Here is a 15795-nt window from a genome sequence, read left to right as displayed (position 1 = left end):
GGCCTCCGATCACCTGCCCCGCGCATCCGGACGGGTGAATCGCCGTCGAATCAGGAATAGTTGGGCCGGACCGTTGTTGGTCACACCATGACTTCTGAGATTTCCGGAACGGGCAGGACATTCGGGCGTGTGGGGATCTGGAGCAGCGCCCTGCACGCCTCGCGGGTGGACGACGCGGGCGGGAAGGCGATCGCGGAGGCGCTCGCCGAGCTCGAAGGACTGGGGTACGGCACCGTCTGGATCGGGGGCAGTCCGACGCCCGAGGACGCCGCCGCCGTCGTGGCGGCCACCCGGTCGATCACGGTGGCCACCGGCATCCTGAGCATCTGGAACCACACGGCCGAGGAGGCGGCGGCCGCGATCGCGGCGATCGATGCCGACTCGCGCCGTCGCTTCGTCCTCGGTCTGGGCGTCAGCCACGGACCGATGGTGCCGCAGTACGCGAAGCCGTACAGCGCGATGGTCTCCTACCTCGACGCACTCGATGCCGCCGAACCGTCCGTGCGCTCCGGCCATCGGGTCCTGGCGGCCCTCGGTCCGAAGATGCTGAGGCTCGCGGCCGACCGGTCGCTGGGGGCACATCCCTATCTCGTCACCACCGAGCACACCGCGGAGGCCCGCGAGGCGCTCGGAACCGACGCGCTGCTCGCCCCGGAGCTGACCGTGGTGCTGGACACCGACCTCGACCGGGCCCGCACCACCGCGCGGACGATGCTGGGGATGTATCTGCAGCTGCCCAACTACACCGACAACCTGCTGCGCCTGGGGTTCACGGAAGGCGACTTCGACGGCGGCGGCAGTGTCCGTCTTCTCGACGCCCTCTTCGCGCTGGGCGACGCCGAGCAGGTGAGGCGTCGGACCCGGGAGTACCTCGACGCCGGCGCGGACCATGTCGCGTTGCAGGTGCTCACCGCCGACGAGGGAGGCGGCGGCCTGCCGCGCGCCGCATGGCGTGAGCTGGCCGAGGCCTTCGGCGACGAGCTCTGACGGAACCCGCCCCGGTCCGTCAACACGCGGCATCCCACATCCCGTTCAGGTGATGTGCGGTGTGTCGCGAGGATCCCGGGGCGGCTCTGGGCAGCCTCCGTGCGACCGATCGTGGAGGGGGAGTCGTGGGAGTGGCACGTGAGTACGGGCACACCATCAGTGAGGGCCCGACACCGGCCGATGCGGCAGGAGCGCCGGCCCTGCCCTATCCGAGCGGCTGGTCGGCCCTGGCCTTCTCGCACGAGCTGCGGCCGGGCACCGTGCTCACCCGGCCGCTCGCGGGGCGCGACGTCGTCCTGTACCGCACCGGCACGGGAACGCTCCGCGCCGTCCGCCCGTACTGCCCGCACCTGGGGGCCCATCTCGGCCTGGCGAAGGTCGAGGGGGAGGATCTCACCTGCCCGTTCCACTTCTTCTCGTTCGGCCCCGACGGCACCTGTGTCCGCACGGGGTACGGCACACCTCCGCCGCGGTCCCCGCTGACCCAGCTGCCCGTCCAGGAGGTGAACGGGGGCGTCTTCGTCTGGCGGCACCACGACGGCCGGGATCCGGACTGGTCGGTTCCGCAGTGGCACGAGATCGGGCACAGGCCCGCGCGTACGGCCGCCTGGGAGCTGGCCGGCAACGTCCAGGAGGTCATCGAGAACTCGGTCGACCTCGGGCACTTCGCCACCCTGCACGGCTGGGCGAAGGCTGAGATCGACGGTCCCGTGGCGTACGACGACGCGAAGTTCCATGTCGCCATGCGGGCCCACGAGTCGGCGCCGCTCATGGGCGACTTCACCGTCGACGTGAGGGTGGACGGCTATGGACTCGGCTGCCTGCACGCCGACGTCCACACGCCCCGCTTCGGGCTGCGGATGTGCACGATGGTGATGCCGACGGCCATCGGCCCCAATCGGATGCAGTTCCGGCAGCTGAACCGCATCGCCTTCGACGAGCCGGGGCGGCTGCCGCCCGGGCTCGCCCGGATCGTCAGCCGTACCGCGGCCCGGCTCCTGGACCGCCCCGTCTTCCGGTCCAGTTGCGAGTTCACCGCCGCCGACTTCCCGATCTGGCACCACAAGCAGTATCAGCAGCCGCCCCGGCTGGCGTCCGGTGACGGACCGATCGGCCCGTTCCGGCGCTGGGCCAAGCGGTTCTATCCGGAGACACCCGGCAGGGGCGCGGTGACCCGTCCCCACCGCAGCGAGGGGGAGGACAGCGCCGTCCTCCGCTGACGCGACCCGAGTGACCCGAGTGACCTCCGTGACCCCTTGCCCCGGCCTTCGCGTGCCCCCGTCCGGGCGCCGCGGACGCCGGGGCTCCGCACTTCGGGCGCCATCCGGGCGGCAATCACGGGAAAGCGGGCGGCTCCGACGACCGGACCGGCGGCCGACACCGGTGTGACCAGCACGGTCGCACCGGGCGACACGGGCACGATCGGGCTGAGGGGATCTGGTGAAGCGGCTGGTAGTCGCCCCGGGACTGCTTGTACAAACGACACATGAGCCCGAACGGACAGGCGGGCTCCGCCCGCAACGGGCCCAGCAGCGACCAGGGAAGTGCGCCGTGGACACCGAGGAACGCCGGCGGGGAATTCTGGACACGGCCCGACGGGAGGGGTCGGTCGGGGTGAACGCCCTCGCGGGCCTGTTCAAGGTGGCCAAGGAGACCGTACGCCGCGATCTGCATGTGCTGGAGGAGCACGGACTCGTCCGCCGTACCCACGGCGGCGCCTACCCGGTGGAATCGGCCGGCTTCGAGACCACGCTCGCCGTCCGCACCACGCGCAACGTTCCGCAGAAGTCGCGGATCGCGACCGCCGCCGCCGATCTGCTCGGCGACGCCGAGACGGTCTTCGTCGACGAGGGCTTCACCCCGCAGCTCGTCGCCGAGGCGCTTCCCCAGGACCGGCCGCTGACCGTGGTCACCGCTTCCCTGGCCGTCGCCACCTCCCTCGCCGGGGCCGAGAAGACCTCGGTGCTCCTGCTGGGCGGCCGGGTACGCGGCTCGACGATGGCGACCGTCGACCACTGGGCCTCCCGGATGCTCGCGGACTTCGTCATCGACCTCGCGTATCTCGGGGCCAACGGCATCTCCCGCGAGTACGGCCTCACCACCCCGGATCCCGCCGTCGCCGAGGTGAAGGCACAGGCACTGCGCAGCTCCCGGCGCAGGATCTTCGCCGGGATCCACAGCAAGTTCGGGGCGGTGAGCTTCTGCCGGTTCGCCGGGGTCGGTGATTTCGAAGCGATCGTCACCGACGCGGGGCTCTCCTCGGCCGAGGCCCAGCGCTACTCCCTGCTGGGGCCCCAGGTCATCCGCGTCTGACCGGCCCCGCCCGACCGGACTGCCCGACCGGGCCCACACGGGCAGACCCCGTCGAACGCCCCGTCCCGACCGGCCCCGCCCGTACCGCCGACCGCACGGCTCCCGCACCCGCGCTCCGCCCTCACCGCCGGGGCCCGGTCCACCATGCCCTCAACGACCCGATCACCGAGCCGCTACGACTGATCAGGAGCCCCCATGCCCCATCCAGGACGCCGCCGCCGACCACGTGTACGCGGTCGAGCCGGTGCCGCGACCGCCGCTCTGGCCCTGCTCGCCACCGGCTGCGCCGGAGCCGGCGGGACCTCCTTCGGGGGCGGTGACGCGCTGAACGTGCTGATGGTGAACAACCCGCAGATGGTCGAACTCCAGAAGCTCACCGCGGAGCACTTCACGGAGGAGACCGGCATCAAGGTCCACTTCACCGTGCTGCCCGAGAACGACGTTCGCGACAAGATCAGCCAGGACTTCTCCAACCAGGCCGGTCAGTACGACGTCGCCACCATCAGCAACTTCGAGCTGCCGTTCTTCGCGGAGAACGGCTGGCTGCACCCCCTCGACGGCTACGCGAAGGCCGACACGGCCTTCGACCAGGAGGACATCCTCCAGCCTCTGCGGGAATCGCTGACCGCCGAGGACGGCAGGCTCTACGCCCAGCCCTTCTACGGCGAGTCGTCCTTCCTCATGTACCGCAAGGACGTCTTCGAGGAGCAGGGCCTCACGATGCCCGACAAGCCGACCTGGCAGCAGGTGGCGAAGCTCGCCGAGCGGACGGACGGGGCGGAGCGCGGGATGAAGGGCATCTGTCTGCGCGGGCTGCCGGGCTGGGGCGAGGTCATCGCCCCGCTCACCACGGTGGTCAACACGATGGGCGGCACCTGGTTCACCGAGGACTGGGAACCGCGCCTGACCGCACCGGAGTTCAAGAAGGCGACGCGGTTCTACGTCGATCTCGTGCGGAAGCACGGAGAGCTCGGCGCCCCGCAGTCCGGCTACGCCGAGTGCCTGAACAACATGACCCAGGGCAAGACCGCCATGTGGTACGACGCCACGGCGGGCGCCGGGTCCCTGGAGGCGAAGGGCTCCCCGGTGAAGGGGAAGATCGGGTACGTCCCCGCCCCGGTGGAGCAGACCAGGAGCTCGGGCTGGCTCTACACCTGGGCCTGGGGTCTGCAGAAGGCCTCCACGAAGGCGGACGACGCCTGGAGGTTCGTGTCCTGGGCCTCCGGCAAGGAGTACGAGGAGCTCGTCGGGGCCACCAGCGGCTGGTCCAACGTGCCCGCCGGCAAACGGGCCTCCACCTACACCAACCCCGACTACCGGGCGGAGGCGGGCGCGTTCGCCGACGTCACCCGGCGGGCCATCTCCGAGGCCGACCCGAAGAACCCGGGCACCCAGCCCCGTCCGACCGCGGGCATCCAGTTCGTCGGCATACCGGAGTTCACCGACCTGGGCACCCGGGTGGCGCAGGAGATCAGCGCCGCCATCGCGGGCCGCCAGTCGGTGGACGCCGCGCTCGCCGCCTCCCAGAAGCTGGCCGAGAAGGTCGCCGAGGAGTACCGATGACCGTCACCGCAGCCAGAGGGACCACGTCCCCGCCCGCTCCGGCGAGGAAGCAGGGCGGTGGTGGCCGGCGTCGCGCCTGGGCGACCCGCGCTCCCCTGCTCCCGGCGCTGGTCTTCCTGATCGCCGTCACCCAACTGCCCTTCGTGGCGACGCTGGTGATCTCGCTCTTCGACTGGAACTCCCTCAAGCCGGAGAAGCGCCACTTCACGGGGCTCTCCAACTACGCCTCCGTCTTCACCGACGAGGCGTTGCGTGAATCGGTCGTGACGACCGTCGTCCTGACCGCGTCCGTCGTGATCGTCAGCGTCGTGCTGGGGCTCCTCTTCGCCCTGCTGCTGGACCGCGCCTTCTTCGGCCGGGGGTTCGTGCGCACGCTGCTGATCACCCCGTTCCTGCTGGTGCCGGTCTCCGCCGCGCTGCTGTGGAAGCACGCGCTCTACAACCCCGAGTACGGGCTGTTCAACGGGGCCCTCACCTGGTTCGGCGAGATGTTCGGCATCGAGTCGATCGCCCAGCCCGAGTGGACCTCGCAGATGCCGCTGATCGCCATCGAGGCGTCGCTCGTGTGGCAGTGGACGCCGTTCATGATGCTGATCCTCCTGGCCGGGCTGCAGAGCCGGCCCGCCGAGATCATGGAGGCCGCGCGGCTGGACGGGGCCGGCCCCTGGCAGATGTTCCGCTATCTGACCCTGCCGCATCTGCGCCGGTATCTCGAACTCGGCGTCCTGCTCGGCTCGGTGTACATCGTGCAGAACTTCGACGCGGTGTTCACGATCACCTCCGGCGGTCTCGGCACCGCCAACCTCCCGTACACCGTCTACGAGACCTTCTACCGGGCCCATGAGTACGGGCTGGCGTCGGCGGCGGGCGTGGTCGTGGTGATCGGCACGATCGTCATCGCCACCTTCGCGCTCCGGACGGTCTCCTCCCTCTTCCGTGAGGAGGCGAGCCGCGCATGAGCGCCTCGACCACGACATCCGCATCCGCATCCGCGAAGGCATCCCTCAACGCCGTCACGCGCAGGGCGCGTCGGCGGTCGGCGGCCCTGGGCGTGGCCGCCTGGGTCGTGGGGATCGGCTTCTGCCTGCCCGCCCTGTGGATGGCGCTGACGTCCTTCCACGCGGAGGCCGACGCCGCGACCAACCCGCCGTCGATCGCCGCCGCGCTGACGCTGGACGGCTACCGCACCTTCTTCGGCGGTGGAGGCGGCCCGACGCCGTGGCCCCCGCTGGTCAACTCGCTGGCGGCCTCGCTCTTCTCGACCGTGCTGGTGCTGCTGCTCGCGCTTCCGGCCGCGTACGCGCTGTCCATCCGGCGGGTCCGCAAGTGGACGGACGTGATGTTCTTCTTCCTGTCCACCAAGATGCTTCCCGTCGTCGCCGGGCTCCTGCCGGTGTACCTGTTCGCGAAGAACACGGGGCTGCTGGACAACATCTGGCTGCTGGTCCTGCTCTACACCTCGATGAACCTGCCGATCGCGGTGTGGATGATGCAGTCCTTCCTCGCGGACGTCCCCGTCTCCATCATCGAGGCGGCGCAGGTCGACGGGGCCCGGCTGCCTACGGTGCTGCGCCGTGTCGTCGCCCCGGTCGCCGGCCCCGGCATCGCCGCGACCGCCCTGATCTGCTTCATCTTCAGCTGGAACGAGCTGTTGTTCGCCCGGGTGCTGACCGGCGTGGTCGCCGGAACCGCGCCCGTCCATCTGACCACCTTCGTCACCAGCCAGGGCCTCTTCCTCGCCCAGCTGTGCGCGGCGTCCGTGGTCGTGTCCCTGCCGGTGCTCGTCGCCGGCTACGCCGCCCAGGACAAACTCGTCCAGGGCCTCTCTCTTGGAGCAGTCAAATGAGGGCAGCCATCGTCGAAGCCCCCGGCAAAGTCTCCGTTACCACCGTCCCGGACCCCGTGCCCGGCCCCCGCGACGTGGTCGTCGAGGTGGCGTCGTGCGGGCTGTGCGGCACCGATCTGCACATCCTCCAGGGCGAGTTCGCTCCGACGCTGCCGATCGTGCCCGGACACGAGTTCGCCGGGGAGGTCGTCGGCCTCGGCAGGGACGTCACGGAGCTGTCCGTCGGCGACAAGGTGGCCGTGGACCCCTCGCTGCACTGCCACGAGTGCCGCTACTGCCGTTCGGGCCGGGGCAACCTCTGCGACAACTGGGCGGCGATCGGCGTCACCGTGCCCGGGGGCGCGGCGGAGTTCGCGGTGGCGCCCGTCGCCAACTGCGTCATCCTTCCGGAGCACATCGACGTCCGGGACGCGGCGCTGATCGAGCCGCTGTCGTGCGCGGTGCGGGGCTACGACGTCCTGAGCGGCAACCTCGGGGCCCAGGTGCTGATCTACGGGTCCGGGACGATGGGGCTGATGATGCTGGAGCTGGCCAAGCGCACCGGCGCCGCGTCGGTGGACATGCTGGACGTCAACGCCCGGCGGCTGGCCACCGCGACGGCTCTGGGCTGCACGGGTGCGGCGGCCGGAGCCGAGGAGCTGGACCGTCCGGGCGGCTGGGACGTCGTCATCGACGCCACCGGGAACGCCGCCGCCATCCAGGACGGTCTGGGGAGGGTCGCCAAGGGCGGCACGTTCCTCCAGTTCGGGGTCTCCGACTACGCCACCACCGCGGTGATCGAGCCGTACAGGATCTACAACCAGGAGATCACCATCACCGGTTCGATGGCGGTCCTGCACAGTTACGAGCGGGCCGCGGCGCTCTTCGCGAGCGGGGTGCTGGACGCGTCGGTGTTCATCAGCGACCGGCTGCCGCTGGAGCAGTATCCGCAGGCGATCGAGCGCTTCCGAGCGGGGATCGGCCGCAAGATCGTGGTGGAGCCGTGACGGATTCGCCGGTGTGCGCCAGGGCGGGAACGGAGCCCGCGGCCCCGCTGGGGGTGTGAACCCGGCAGGTACCGGGCATCAGCATGAGGACCCGAGTTCCGCACGGCCCTCCCCCGGCCCACGGAAACCGCATCGGCCCCACCGGGCTCCTCCGCCCGGTGGGGCCGATGCGTCGCCTCAGCTCTGCGGACGCCTGCCGTGGTTCGCGGCGTTCTTGCGGCGGGCCTTCTTCTTACGACGTCGCTTCGATGACATCGAACCCTCCTTCTCTCTGCTCTGCACTCCGTTGCGGACGGTCCACCGGGCGGTGAGGCCCGGAGACCACCGGGCCGCCTACCCAGGAACACCGTGGCAAACACCCGGTGCGCGTGCAACCGGCGGCGCGCCGCCGGGCGGGTACGGACAGGTGTGCGGAGGCCATCGGCCCGGGGCTCAGGCCGATGGCGCGGAGGGTCGTCGTCCGGGACCGGTCAGTTGGTCAGCTCGTCGATGAAGTCCTCCGCGCACCGGTCCTCGGCCGCCTGGCCGTTGGCCCGGTTCATGCAGTCCTCCAGGTTCTTGAACTCCTGCGAGTCGAACACGGAGACGGCCACCACGAGGACGATCACGGAACCGATGAGCCCGAGCGCCCCGAACGCGGCGCCGACTATCGCCATCACCCGGCGCGGCGCCCGGCCCTGGCGGGTGCGGAGCGCGGCGATGATCCCGAAGACGACGGCGAGCAGGCCGAGCAGCAGCCCGCCCACCACGGTCCAGAAGAACAGGCAGGCGATGAGGCCGAGCACGAGTGCGGCGACCGCGAAGCCGTTCGTCCGGGCGGGCGCCTGGCCGCCGTAGGGGTCGTGGCCGGCGGCGGGCTGCCCCGGGTACGGGGAGTCCGGGTACGAGGGAAGGGACATCGGGGAGGTGCTCCTGTTCTCCTGGCTTCCCGTCCACCTGCCCGGTGGGCCGTGCTCCATGCACGCCCTTGGTCACACTCCGGCAACTAAATGCGCTGGCCAGGGGCTTCTCGGCGGAGTCGCGCCGACAGGTGGTGCTGGAGCGGCCGGCCGACCGCGGCGAGGTCGTGGACGAAGACGAGCGTGTCCGGATCCGTCAGGGTGTAGCGGCGGCGGGTGGCGTCGACCTCCTTGGCCGTCGGGGCGAGGGACACCCGCTCGGTCGCGAGGTCCACGGCGCCGTCACGGGCCTGGCCGGCCGAGATCTCCGCGATGCCGGTGGGCTGGGTGATCAGGGCCTCCACCCGCCCGTCCGACTGCAGGCGCCACCAGCCGGTCTCCCGGGCGGACGGCCGCAGCGGTTGCCCGTCCGCGTCGAGCAGCCAGGCTCGGGCCTCGTACGCGAGGAAGGGCCGTCCGTCGTGGCTGAAGGTGACCTCCTGCGCGTAGGTGAAATCCGCCTCCAGCGTCGGGTACCCGCCGCGGCCCGTGCCCCGCCAGGTGCCGATGTACCCGGTCACCGGGGCGAGCAGCGGATGCGGCGCGGGGGACGCCTCGGGTCGGAGGGCGTCGGGGAAGGGGAGGGCGGAGACGGGGTCGTGCATGCGGGTGCGCTCCTGGGTCGGTGCCGGTACAGGGTCGCAGCCTAGGCCCTGTCGTCGAACTGCCGTCGTCGCCCGGAGGGCGGCCCTGCGGGGTCAGGTGCGTGCTCCCGGTGTGCCGGGGGCTGGTCCTCGTACGGGACGTACTCGGGCCTGTGCCCGGTGCGGCGAGAGCACGTGCATGGCGCCGCTGGGCAGGCGGCAGCTCGACGACAGGGCCTGGAGGTCCGGTGCGTACGGAGGCGGCCCCGCGCCCGGTGTGCGGGGCCGCCGGTCGCGGGCTCAGTTGTGGGCGAGCAGGGCGTTCTCGTCGAGGCGGATGATGCGGGCAAGCCGCTTGATGGTCGCTTCGCGGTGGGCGATGACGATGAGGGTGCGGTCCGCGCGCAGGGTGTCGATCGCGGTTTCCAGGGTGCGCGCCGTATCGGGGTCGATGTCGGCGGTGGCCTCGTCGAGGACGAGGACCGCCGGGTCCAGGAGGGCCGCGCGGACCAGGCCGATCAGTTGGAGTTCGCCGGCCGAGAGCCGGCCCGTACCGCGCCCGAGGTCGGTGTGCAGGCCCCCGTCGAGTGAGCCGGTCCAGTCGGCGAGGCCCAGGCGTTCGACGGCTTCGGCGATGCTGTGCTCGTCGGGGTCGCCCGGCACCAGCCGGAGGTTGTCGAGGAGGGTTCCCTCGATCATGTGGACGCGCTGCGGGATCAGGACGATGCGGCGGCGGAGTTCGGCGGGGGCGAGGGCGGCGAGGTCGTGGCCGTCGTAGCGGACGGTGCCGCTGTCCGGTGCGTAGAGGCCGGTCATCAGTTTGGCGAGGGTCGTCTTGCCGGAGCCGGTGGGGCCGACGAGGCCGACCCGTTCGCCGGGTTCCACCCGTACGGAGATGCCTCCCAGGACCTCGGTGCCCGCCACGTAGGAGTAGCGGAGGTCCTCGATCTCCAGCACGCCGCGTTCGGCGGTGACCGGGCCGCCCTGTCCGGCGTCGTCGGGTGCCGGGCGGGGGGCGTGGATCCCCGCCCGGGGGGCCGTGGTGGTGAGCAGGTCGAGCAGCCGGGCGAGGCCGACGAGGGAGATCTGCACCTGTCCGACGAGGTTGGACGCCTGGGTGGCGGAGTCGAAGAGCTGGCGGGTGGCGAGGATGAAGACGACGACCGTGCCGACGCTGATCGAGCCCCGGGCGGCGAGCCAGCCGCCGACCAGCAGGAGCACGGCCGTCGTGAGGCTCTGGACGATACGGGCGAGGCTGATCAGGAACAGACTGCGCTGGCTGCGCCGGGCCGCGCGGTAGCGCCGTTCGTTGTCCGCGAGGAACCGCTCGCGCCAGAAGCCGATGCCACCGCCGGTCTGGAGCATCTCGCGGGACTGCACCAGCTCGCGGTAGGTCGTGGCGACGGTGCCGGCGGCGGCGGCCTCGGCGGCGAAGGCCGGGTTGGCGGCCTTCTTGAACAGCCGCAGGACGCAGACGATGGCGGGGACGAACACGAGGGCCAGGGCGAGGGTGAGCAGCGGCGAGTAGGTGAGCAGCAGCACGGTCGTGAAGAGGAGGTAGGCGCCGACGGTGAGGACGTCGGGCAGCTGGCCGCGGACGAAGTTGGCGAGGTCGGCGATCTCGGTGGTCGTGCGTCGGAGCAGGTCGCCCGAGGGGTGTCCTTCGAGGAAACGGAGCGGTGCCCGGGAGAGCCGGGTGACGGCCAGTTCGCGCAGGGCGCGGACGACGCGTTCGCCGACGGCGATGAGGAGCAGTTCGGACTGGCGGAACAGGAGAAGCCGCAGCAGCGCCAGCACGGTGAGGGCGGCGACGGCGGTGAAGAGGCCGGTACGGTCCCGCTGGAGGATCTGGTCGACGCCGGCGCCGATGACGGCGGGCACGGCGACGGTGGTGGCGGTCGCGGCTGCGCCGGCGAGCAGGGCGAGGGTGATGCCCCGGCGCTCGGGCCGCATGTGGGGCCAGGCCCGGCGCAGCACGCGGCGCTGGTCGGGGGTCGCGGTCAGGCGCTGGTGCTCAGCCACCGGTGGTCACCCGCTCTTCCGTGTCGTCGGGGGCGGCCGCCTGGGCCGGGGCGAGGGTGAGGGTGCGGTCGGCCGCGTCGAGGAAGCCGCCGCGGTGGGTGGCGCAGACGATCGCGGTCTCGCCGGACCAGGCGCGGAGCCGGGCCAGCAGGGTGCGTTCGGTGGTCGTGTCGATCGCGGAGGTGATGTCGTCGAGGAGGAGGACGGGGGGCTTGCGCAGGACGGCGCGGGCGAGGGCCAGGCGTTGGAGCTGGCCGCCGGAGAGGGTGCTGCCGCGTTCGCCGACGGGGGTGTCCAGTCCGTCGGGGGCCGCGTCGAGGTAGTCGTCGAGGGCGGCCGTACGGCAGGCGTGGCGCAGTTCGTCGTCCGTGTGGGCGGAGCCCAGGCGGAGGTTGTCGGCGAGGGTTCCGCTGACGGTGACGGGGCGCTGGGGCACATAGCCGAGCCGGGCGTGGACCTCGGCGGTGTCGGCCTCCTCCAGCGGGAGGCCGCCGAAGCGCACGGTGCCGGTGGTGGGCGGGAGGAGTCCGGCGAGGATTCTCAGGAGCGTCGTCTTGCCGGAGCCGGTGGGGCCGGTCACGGCGACCAGCTCGCCGGGGCGCACGGTGAGGTCGACCGGGGCCAGGATCGGGTGTCCGCCGGCGCTGTGGCTCACGCCCTCGGCGGTGAGGTCGCCGGTCGCGGGCAGCGGCTCCGTTCCCGGGGCCCGGTCCGTGGGGTGCGGCAGCAGGACGTCCTGGAGGCGGCGGGCCGCGGTGGTGGCCTGGCTGAGCTGGCTGATCCGCAGGGTGATGACGCCGACCCACAGGACGAGCATGCTCATCCAGCTGGTGAAGGCGACGATGCCGCCGACGGACATGGTGCCGCGCAGTACGGCGATGCCGCCGAGGCCGAGGCCGGCGCCGATGGCGAGGGCGGGCACGAAGGGCGAGAGGGCGGCCCAGCCGGCGGAGACGCGGCCGGTGATCAGGGTGTGCTCGGTGACCGCTGCGCTGCGCTCGTGGTGGCGTCGCACCAGGGCGGGCTCGCCGCCGAGTCCGCGTACGGCGGCGCTGGCGGAGAGCAGTTCCTCGACGGCGTCGGCGCGGCTGCCGTGGGCGGCGGAGAGCGCGGTGTTGGCCGCGCCGAACCGCTTGGGGAACCAGTAGGTGTTGATCCACACCAGGGGCGGTACGCACAGGAGGCAGATCAGGGCGAGGAGCGGGTCCAGCCGCATGATCGCGACGATCATGACGGCGAAGCCGGTGACGCCCGTGAGGAACGAGGCGACGCCGGAGAGCCAGCTCCGGACCAGGTCCACGTCGCGGGTACCGCGCATGCCGAGGTCGCCCTCCCCGTACCGGGCGAGGGTCCGGGTGTCGAGGCGTGAGACCCGGTCCGCCAGGGCGATGTAGAGGCGGTTGCCCTGGGTGGTGGCGAGGAGGGTGGAGTACCAGCCGAGGACCATTTCCGCGAGGGCGGCCAGGATGCCGGCGCCCACGATGACCAGGGACCAGCAAAGCAGGGCGGAGCGGTCCTCGTGGACGATGCCCTGGTCGACGGCGCGTTCGATGAACCAGGGCAGGGCGATCAGGGCGAGCTGGTAGACGAGTCCGCCGAGCACGGCGAGGGCGGCGAGGGAGGGGCGGTCCCGGAGGCAGCCGGCGAGGAGTCTCAGCCCGTCGCGGGCGGTGGGCTCGTACGGGCCCGGTCGCTCGGCCGTGGCGTTCACGCGGCACCCCGTCCGGAAACGGATACGGGTGCGGGCACGGCCCGGCCGGGGGCGGCGGGGTGCTGCGCCGCGGGGTGGCGGGCGAAGAAGTCGAGCATGGCGGCGTTGACCTCCGCGGGGCGTTCGAGATGACCGTAGTGGCCGCAGCGTTCGAGCTCGGTGTAGCGGGCTCCGGGGACGGTGTCGGCGATCTCCCGGGATGCGGCCGCCGGGATCATGACGTCGTCGGCGAAGCCGATGCACAGGAGCGGCACGTCGAGCGTCGCGTACCGGGGCAGTTGGTCGACGCCGGTCATGGCCTCGTACTGGGCGCGGACGCCGGGGCCCGTCGCTCCTTCGGCGTAGGCGAAGACGTCCAGCCAGTCCTGTACGGCGGCGGGGTCGCGCAGGGTGTGGGGCGACAGGTAGCACAGGGCCTGGAAGACGGCCCGGTGCGAGGCGGGGACGGGGTTCCCGCTGTCGTACAGGTCGGCGGCGGCGCTGGAGACGGCGCCGCCGAAGGCGTCGACGCGGGCCCGGCCGGCCATCAGCACGGCCTGGCCGACGAGTTCGGGCCGGGTGAGGAGAAGTTCGCCGACGATCGACGCGCCGAGGGAGAAGCCGACGACGCGGCAGGGCGGGAGCGCGAGGTGCTCGATCAGCGCGGCCAGGTCCGCCGCCATGGCCTCCAGGGTGATGCCGCCGGGCGGTAAGGCGTTCGGCGGGATGCCTCGGTTGTCCGGGGCGATGACCCGGTAACCCGCGGCGACCAGGGCGGGCGTCTGGTGGGCGCGCCAGGCGGAACGGGTGGCGCCGGTGCCGTTGACGAGCACCACGGGCTCGCCGTCGCCGCCCGTGTCGTCGTAGACGAGGTCGAGTCCGTTGAGGGATGCGGAAGGCATGGTGGGGGTCAGACCTCGCTGTCCTGGGTTTCGCCCTGGGTCCAGTAGGCGGTCAGGTGGGTGTCGGCGCGGTCGAGGCCGCGGACGTGGACGAAGTGGTGGCGCAGGTCCCGCATGGCGCCGCGCTCCGCGCCGCCCCACACGCGCCCCCGGCCGTCAGGGAGTTGGAGGGCGGTGGCGTGTTCGCGCAGGAGTTCGCCGTGGACGCGGCCGTGGCGGTGGAGCCAGGTGACGGTGGCGTCGGCCCGGGTGGGGAGGGGCTGTTCCTCGGCCCGGTCGGCGACCTCGACGGCGGCCAGGACGCGGTGGCCCGGGGGCAGTTCTTCGAGGATCGCGCCGATGGCGGGCAGGGCCGTCTCGTCGCCCAGGAGGAGGGTCCAGTCGGTGACGGGGGCCACCGGGTAGGCGGGGCTCGGGCCGAACCAGATCACCTCGTCGCCCGGCCGGACCCGCTCGGCCCATCCGGAGGCGAGCTGGTCGGGTCCGTGCAGCACGAAGTCCATGTCGACCTCGTGGAGTTCGGGGCGGTGGTCACGGATGGTGTAGCGGCGCAGGCGCGGTTTGGCGGTGGGCAGCAGGGCCCGGGCGGCCTCGGTGGTGAAGGGGCGCGGCAGTTCGACGCCGGGCTCGTAGAAGTAGAGGGCGACATGCTGATCGCTCCCGTTGCTGACGAACTCCGACAGGTCGTCACCGCCCAGGGTGAGCCGGACCATGCCGGGGGTGATGCGTTGCGATCTGCGCACGGTGGTCACATGAATGCGCCCTGGCCTGCGGTTTCGGTGCGTGTCGGTCGCGACCGTGCTCATGGCGTGCGGACTCCTCGTTGCTGTTCGGGATGGGTCGGCTCCCTGAATCCTGCCCGGAAGCGATAGGTTAGGCATACCTTACTTCTGGTGGCGTCCTGATGCTGCCGGAAGATCTCTCTGTTTCTGAACGAAGGAGTGAACATGGCACGTTCACGTGTCTTGTCCGGTCCGGTGGAGCGCAGGCGCGTCCTCGGCGGACTCACGGGTGCCGCGGCGGCGTTAGGGCTGACGGCCTGTGGCGTGAGCGAGTCCGACGACAAGGCCTCGGACGGCGGCTCCAAGGAGACGGCCGGTGCGGCGACGCGCAGCCTGGAGACGGACAACGGGACCGTGAAGGTCCCGCAGAAGCCCGAGCGGGTGGTGGTCCTGGAGAACTACGACGCCCTGATGCTCCTCGACCTCGGACTGGTCCCGGTCGGCGTTCCCGACGGGGCCGCCAACCCTCAGCTGCTGCCCAAGGACGTGTACGAGCAGCTCAAGGACGTCGACACGATCGGCGCCTCGGGCACGCCCAACTCCCAGGCGATAGCCGCTCTCAAGCCGGACCTGATCATCGATCAGTTCTACAAGGAGAAGTCGGCCCCGCTCAGGACCATCGCTCCGGTGGCGTTCTACGACTGGCACACCAGCGGGGCGTTCTGGAACGAGCAGATCGCCAAGCTGGCGAAGGCGGTCAACCGGGAGAGCCTGCTGACCGAGAAGAAGAAGGAGTACGAACGCCGGATCACGGAGGTGAGAACCGCCTACCGGAAGCAGATCGAGACCACCACGTGGGCCCCGCTGAGCGGCGGCCCGAACGGCAAGTTCTTCCTGGGGACGCCACTGGTCACGGTGATGCGCGACGTCGGTCTGAAGATCGGGGCGGGGCTGCCCGAGAAGGAGGCGGGCTTCGTACCGAAGAGCTACGAGGAGATGGACGTCCTCAAGGACTGCGACGCGCTGATCTACTCGGTGCAGGCCGACGGCAGAGCCACGCCCACGACCCAGCAGTTGCTCGACCACAAACTGTGGAAGGGCGTTCCCGCGGTCAAGGCCGGGCGGGCCTTCCCCTCGCGGCACTTCGTGATGGCCAACTACAGTTTCGCGATCGCCACGGTCGACGAGATCGAGGGCATGCTCAAGAAGATGTAGCGGTCCGCAGGACCTCTCGGCCCGTCG

14 protein-coding genes are annotated in these 15795 nt (G+C 71.5%); 8 read left to right on the top strand and 6 right to left on the bottom strand.

The genetic code is table 11. The features are described from left to right. Window positions 1-87: 87 nt before the first annotated feature. The 7 genes from OG245_RS35745 (at window position 88) to OG245_RS35715 (ending at window position 7695) form a co-directional block, all read left to right on the top strand. The gene (locus OG245_RS35745; RefSeq protein WP_371627487.1) at window positions 88-987 is read left to right on the top strand and encodes an LLM class F420-dependent oxidoreductase; all 900 of its coding nucleotides are present in this window, start codon (window positions 88-90) and stop codon (window positions 985-987) included. A 125-nt stretch (window positions 988-1112) separates the two neighbouring features. Next, window positions 1113-2207, top strand: a complete 1095-nt coding sequence (locus OG245_RS35740; RefSeq protein ID WP_371627486.1) for a Rieske 2Fe-2S domain-containing protein — start codon at window positions 1113-1115, stop codon at window positions 2205-2207. Between the two features lie 331 nt (window positions 2208-2538). Further along, window positions 2539-3300 carry a DeoR/GlpR family DNA-binding transcription regulator gene (locus tag OG245_RS35735; protein ID WP_371627485.1) on the top strand — a complete coding sequence of 254 codons (762 nt, stop codon included), beginning with the start codon at window positions 2539-2541 and terminating at the stop codon, window positions 3298-3300. A gap of 195 nt (window positions 3301-3495) precedes the next feature. Further along, entirely contained in the window at window positions 3496-4863 is a 1368-nt protein-coding gene (locus OG245_RS35730) for a sugar ABC transporter substrate-binding protein (protein WP_371627484.1), read from the top strand. Next, complete coding sequence (locus OG245_RS35725) at window positions 4860-5822, top strand: carbohydrate ABC transporter permease (RefSeq protein WP_371627483.1); 963 nt, start codon at window positions 4860-4862, stop codon at window positions 5820-5822. Before OG245_RS35730 ends, OG245_RS35725 begins: the two co-directional genes overlap by 4 nt. Continuing rightward, window positions 5819-6709 (top strand): carbohydrate ABC transporter permease, encoded by an 891-nt coding sequence (locus OG245_RS35720; RefSeq protein ID WP_371627482.1) that lies wholly within the window; start codon window positions 5819-5821, stop codon window positions 6707-6709. The genes OG245_RS35725 and OG245_RS35720 overlap by 4 nt, the downstream gene beginning before the upstream one ends. Further along, window positions 6706-7695, top strand: coding sequence for a zinc-dependent alcohol dehydrogenase family protein (locus tag OG245_RS35715; RefSeq protein WP_371627481.1), 990 nt, complete (start codon window positions 6706-6708; stop codon window positions 7693-7695). The genes OG245_RS35720 and OG245_RS35715 overlap by 4 nt, the downstream gene beginning before the upstream one ends. 470 nt (window positions 7696-8165) lie before the next feature. Here OG245_RS35715 and OG245_RS35710 read toward each other — a convergent pair whose 3' ends face one another. From OG245_RS35710 to OG245_RS35685, 6 genes are all read right to left on the bottom strand, one after another. Then, window positions 8166-8594 carry a DUF4190 domain-containing protein gene (locus OG245_RS35710; RefSeq protein WP_371627480.1) on the bottom strand — a complete coding sequence of 143 codons (429 nt, stop codon included), beginning with the start codon at window positions 8592-8594 and terminating at the stop codon, window positions 8166-8168. 86 nt (window positions 8595-8680) lie between these two features. After that, a complete protein-coding gene (locus OG245_RS35705) occupies window positions 8681-9238 on the bottom strand; it encodes an FABP family protein (RefSeq protein ID WP_371627479.1) in 558 nt (185 codons plus the stop codon). Between the two features lie 279 nt (window positions 9239-9517). Further along, complete coding sequence (locus OG245_RS35700) at window positions 9518-11239, bottom strand: ABC transporter ATP-binding protein (RefSeq protein ID WP_371627478.1); 1722 nt, start codon at window positions 11237-11239, stop codon at window positions 9518-9520. Beyond that, window positions 11232-12950: an ABC transporter ATP-binding protein gene (locus OG245_RS35695; RefSeq protein WP_371627477.1), complete on the bottom strand. Its 1719-nt coding sequence runs from the start codon at window positions 12948-12950 to the stop codon at window positions 11232-11234. Before OG245_RS35695 ends, OG245_RS35700 begins: the two co-directional genes overlap by 8 nt. Beyond that, complete coding sequence (locus OG245_RS35690; protein ID WP_371627476.1) at window positions 12947-13831, bottom strand: alpha/beta fold hydrolase; 885 nt, start codon at window positions 13829-13831, stop codon at window positions 12947-12949. Before OG245_RS35690 ends, OG245_RS35695 begins: the two co-directional genes overlap by 4 nt. A gap of 8 nt (window positions 13832-13839) precedes the next feature. Continuing rightward, window positions 13840-14637 carry a siderophore-interacting protein gene (locus tag OG245_RS35685; RefSeq protein WP_371627475.1) on the bottom strand — a complete coding sequence of 266 codons (798 nt, stop codon included), beginning with the start codon at window positions 14635-14637 and terminating at the stop codon, window positions 13840-13842. 141 nt (window positions 14638-14778) lie between these two features. Between OG245_RS35685 and OG245_RS35680 the strand changes: the two genes are divergently transcribed. Next, window positions 14779-15768, top strand: coding sequence for an ABC transporter substrate-binding protein (locus tag OG245_RS35680; RefSeq protein ID WP_371627474.1), 990 nt, complete (start codon window positions 14779-14781; stop codon window positions 15766-15768). Window positions 15769-15795: the final 27 nt, after the last annotated feature.

The sequence above is a fragment of the Streptomyces sp. NBC_01116 genome, from assembly GCF_041435495.1.
Lineage (GTDB): Bacteria > Actinomycetota > Actinomycetes > Streptomycetales > Streptomycetaceae > Streptomyces.
This window is presented reverse-complemented; position numbering and strand designations above follow the sequence as displayed.

What these genes read in the sequence shown, in the direction of transcription:
- OG245_RS35715 (WP_371627481.1), top strand. Translation starts at nt 6,706, where the DNA reads ATGAGGGCAGCCATCGTCGAAGCCCCCGGCAAAGTCTCCGTTACCACC.
- OG245_RS35730 (WP_371627484.1), top strand. Translation starts at nt 3,496, where the DNA reads ATGCCCCATCCAGGACGCCGCCGCCGACCACGTGTACGCGGTCGAGCC.
- OG245_RS35710 (WP_371627480.1), bottom strand. Translation starts at nt 8,594, where the DNA reads ATGTCCCTTCCCTCGTACCCGGACTCCCCGTACCCGGGGCAGCCCGCC.
- OG245_RS35720 (WP_371627482.1), top strand. Translation starts at nt 5,819, where the DNA reads ATGAGCGCCTCGACCACGACATCCGCATCCGCATCCGCGAAGGCATCC.
- OG245_RS35745 (WP_371627487.1), top strand. Translation starts at nt 88, where the DNA reads ATGACTTCTGAGATTTCCGGAACGGGCAGGACATTCGGGCGTGTGGGG.
- OG245_RS35725 (WP_371627483.1), top strand. Translation starts at nt 4,860, where the DNA reads ATGACCGTCACCGCAGCCAGAGGGACCACGTCCCCGCCCGCTCCGGCG.
- OG245_RS35680 (WP_371627474.1), top strand. Translation starts at nt 14,779, where the DNA reads ATGGCACGTTCACGTGTCTTGTCCGGTCCGGTGGAGCGCAGGCGCGTC.
- OG245_RS35690 (WP_371627476.1), bottom strand. Translation starts at nt 13,831, where the DNA reads ATGCCTTCCGCATCCCTCAACGGACTCGACCTCGTCTACGACGACACG.
- OG245_RS35705 (WP_371627479.1), bottom strand. Translation starts at nt 9,238, where the DNA reads ATGCACGACCCCGTCTCCGCCCTCCCCTTCCCCGACGCCCTCCGACCC.
- OG245_RS35685 (WP_371627475.1), bottom strand. Translation starts at nt 14,637, where the DNA reads ATGAGCACGGTCGCGACCGACACGCACCGAAACCGCAGGCCAGGGCGC.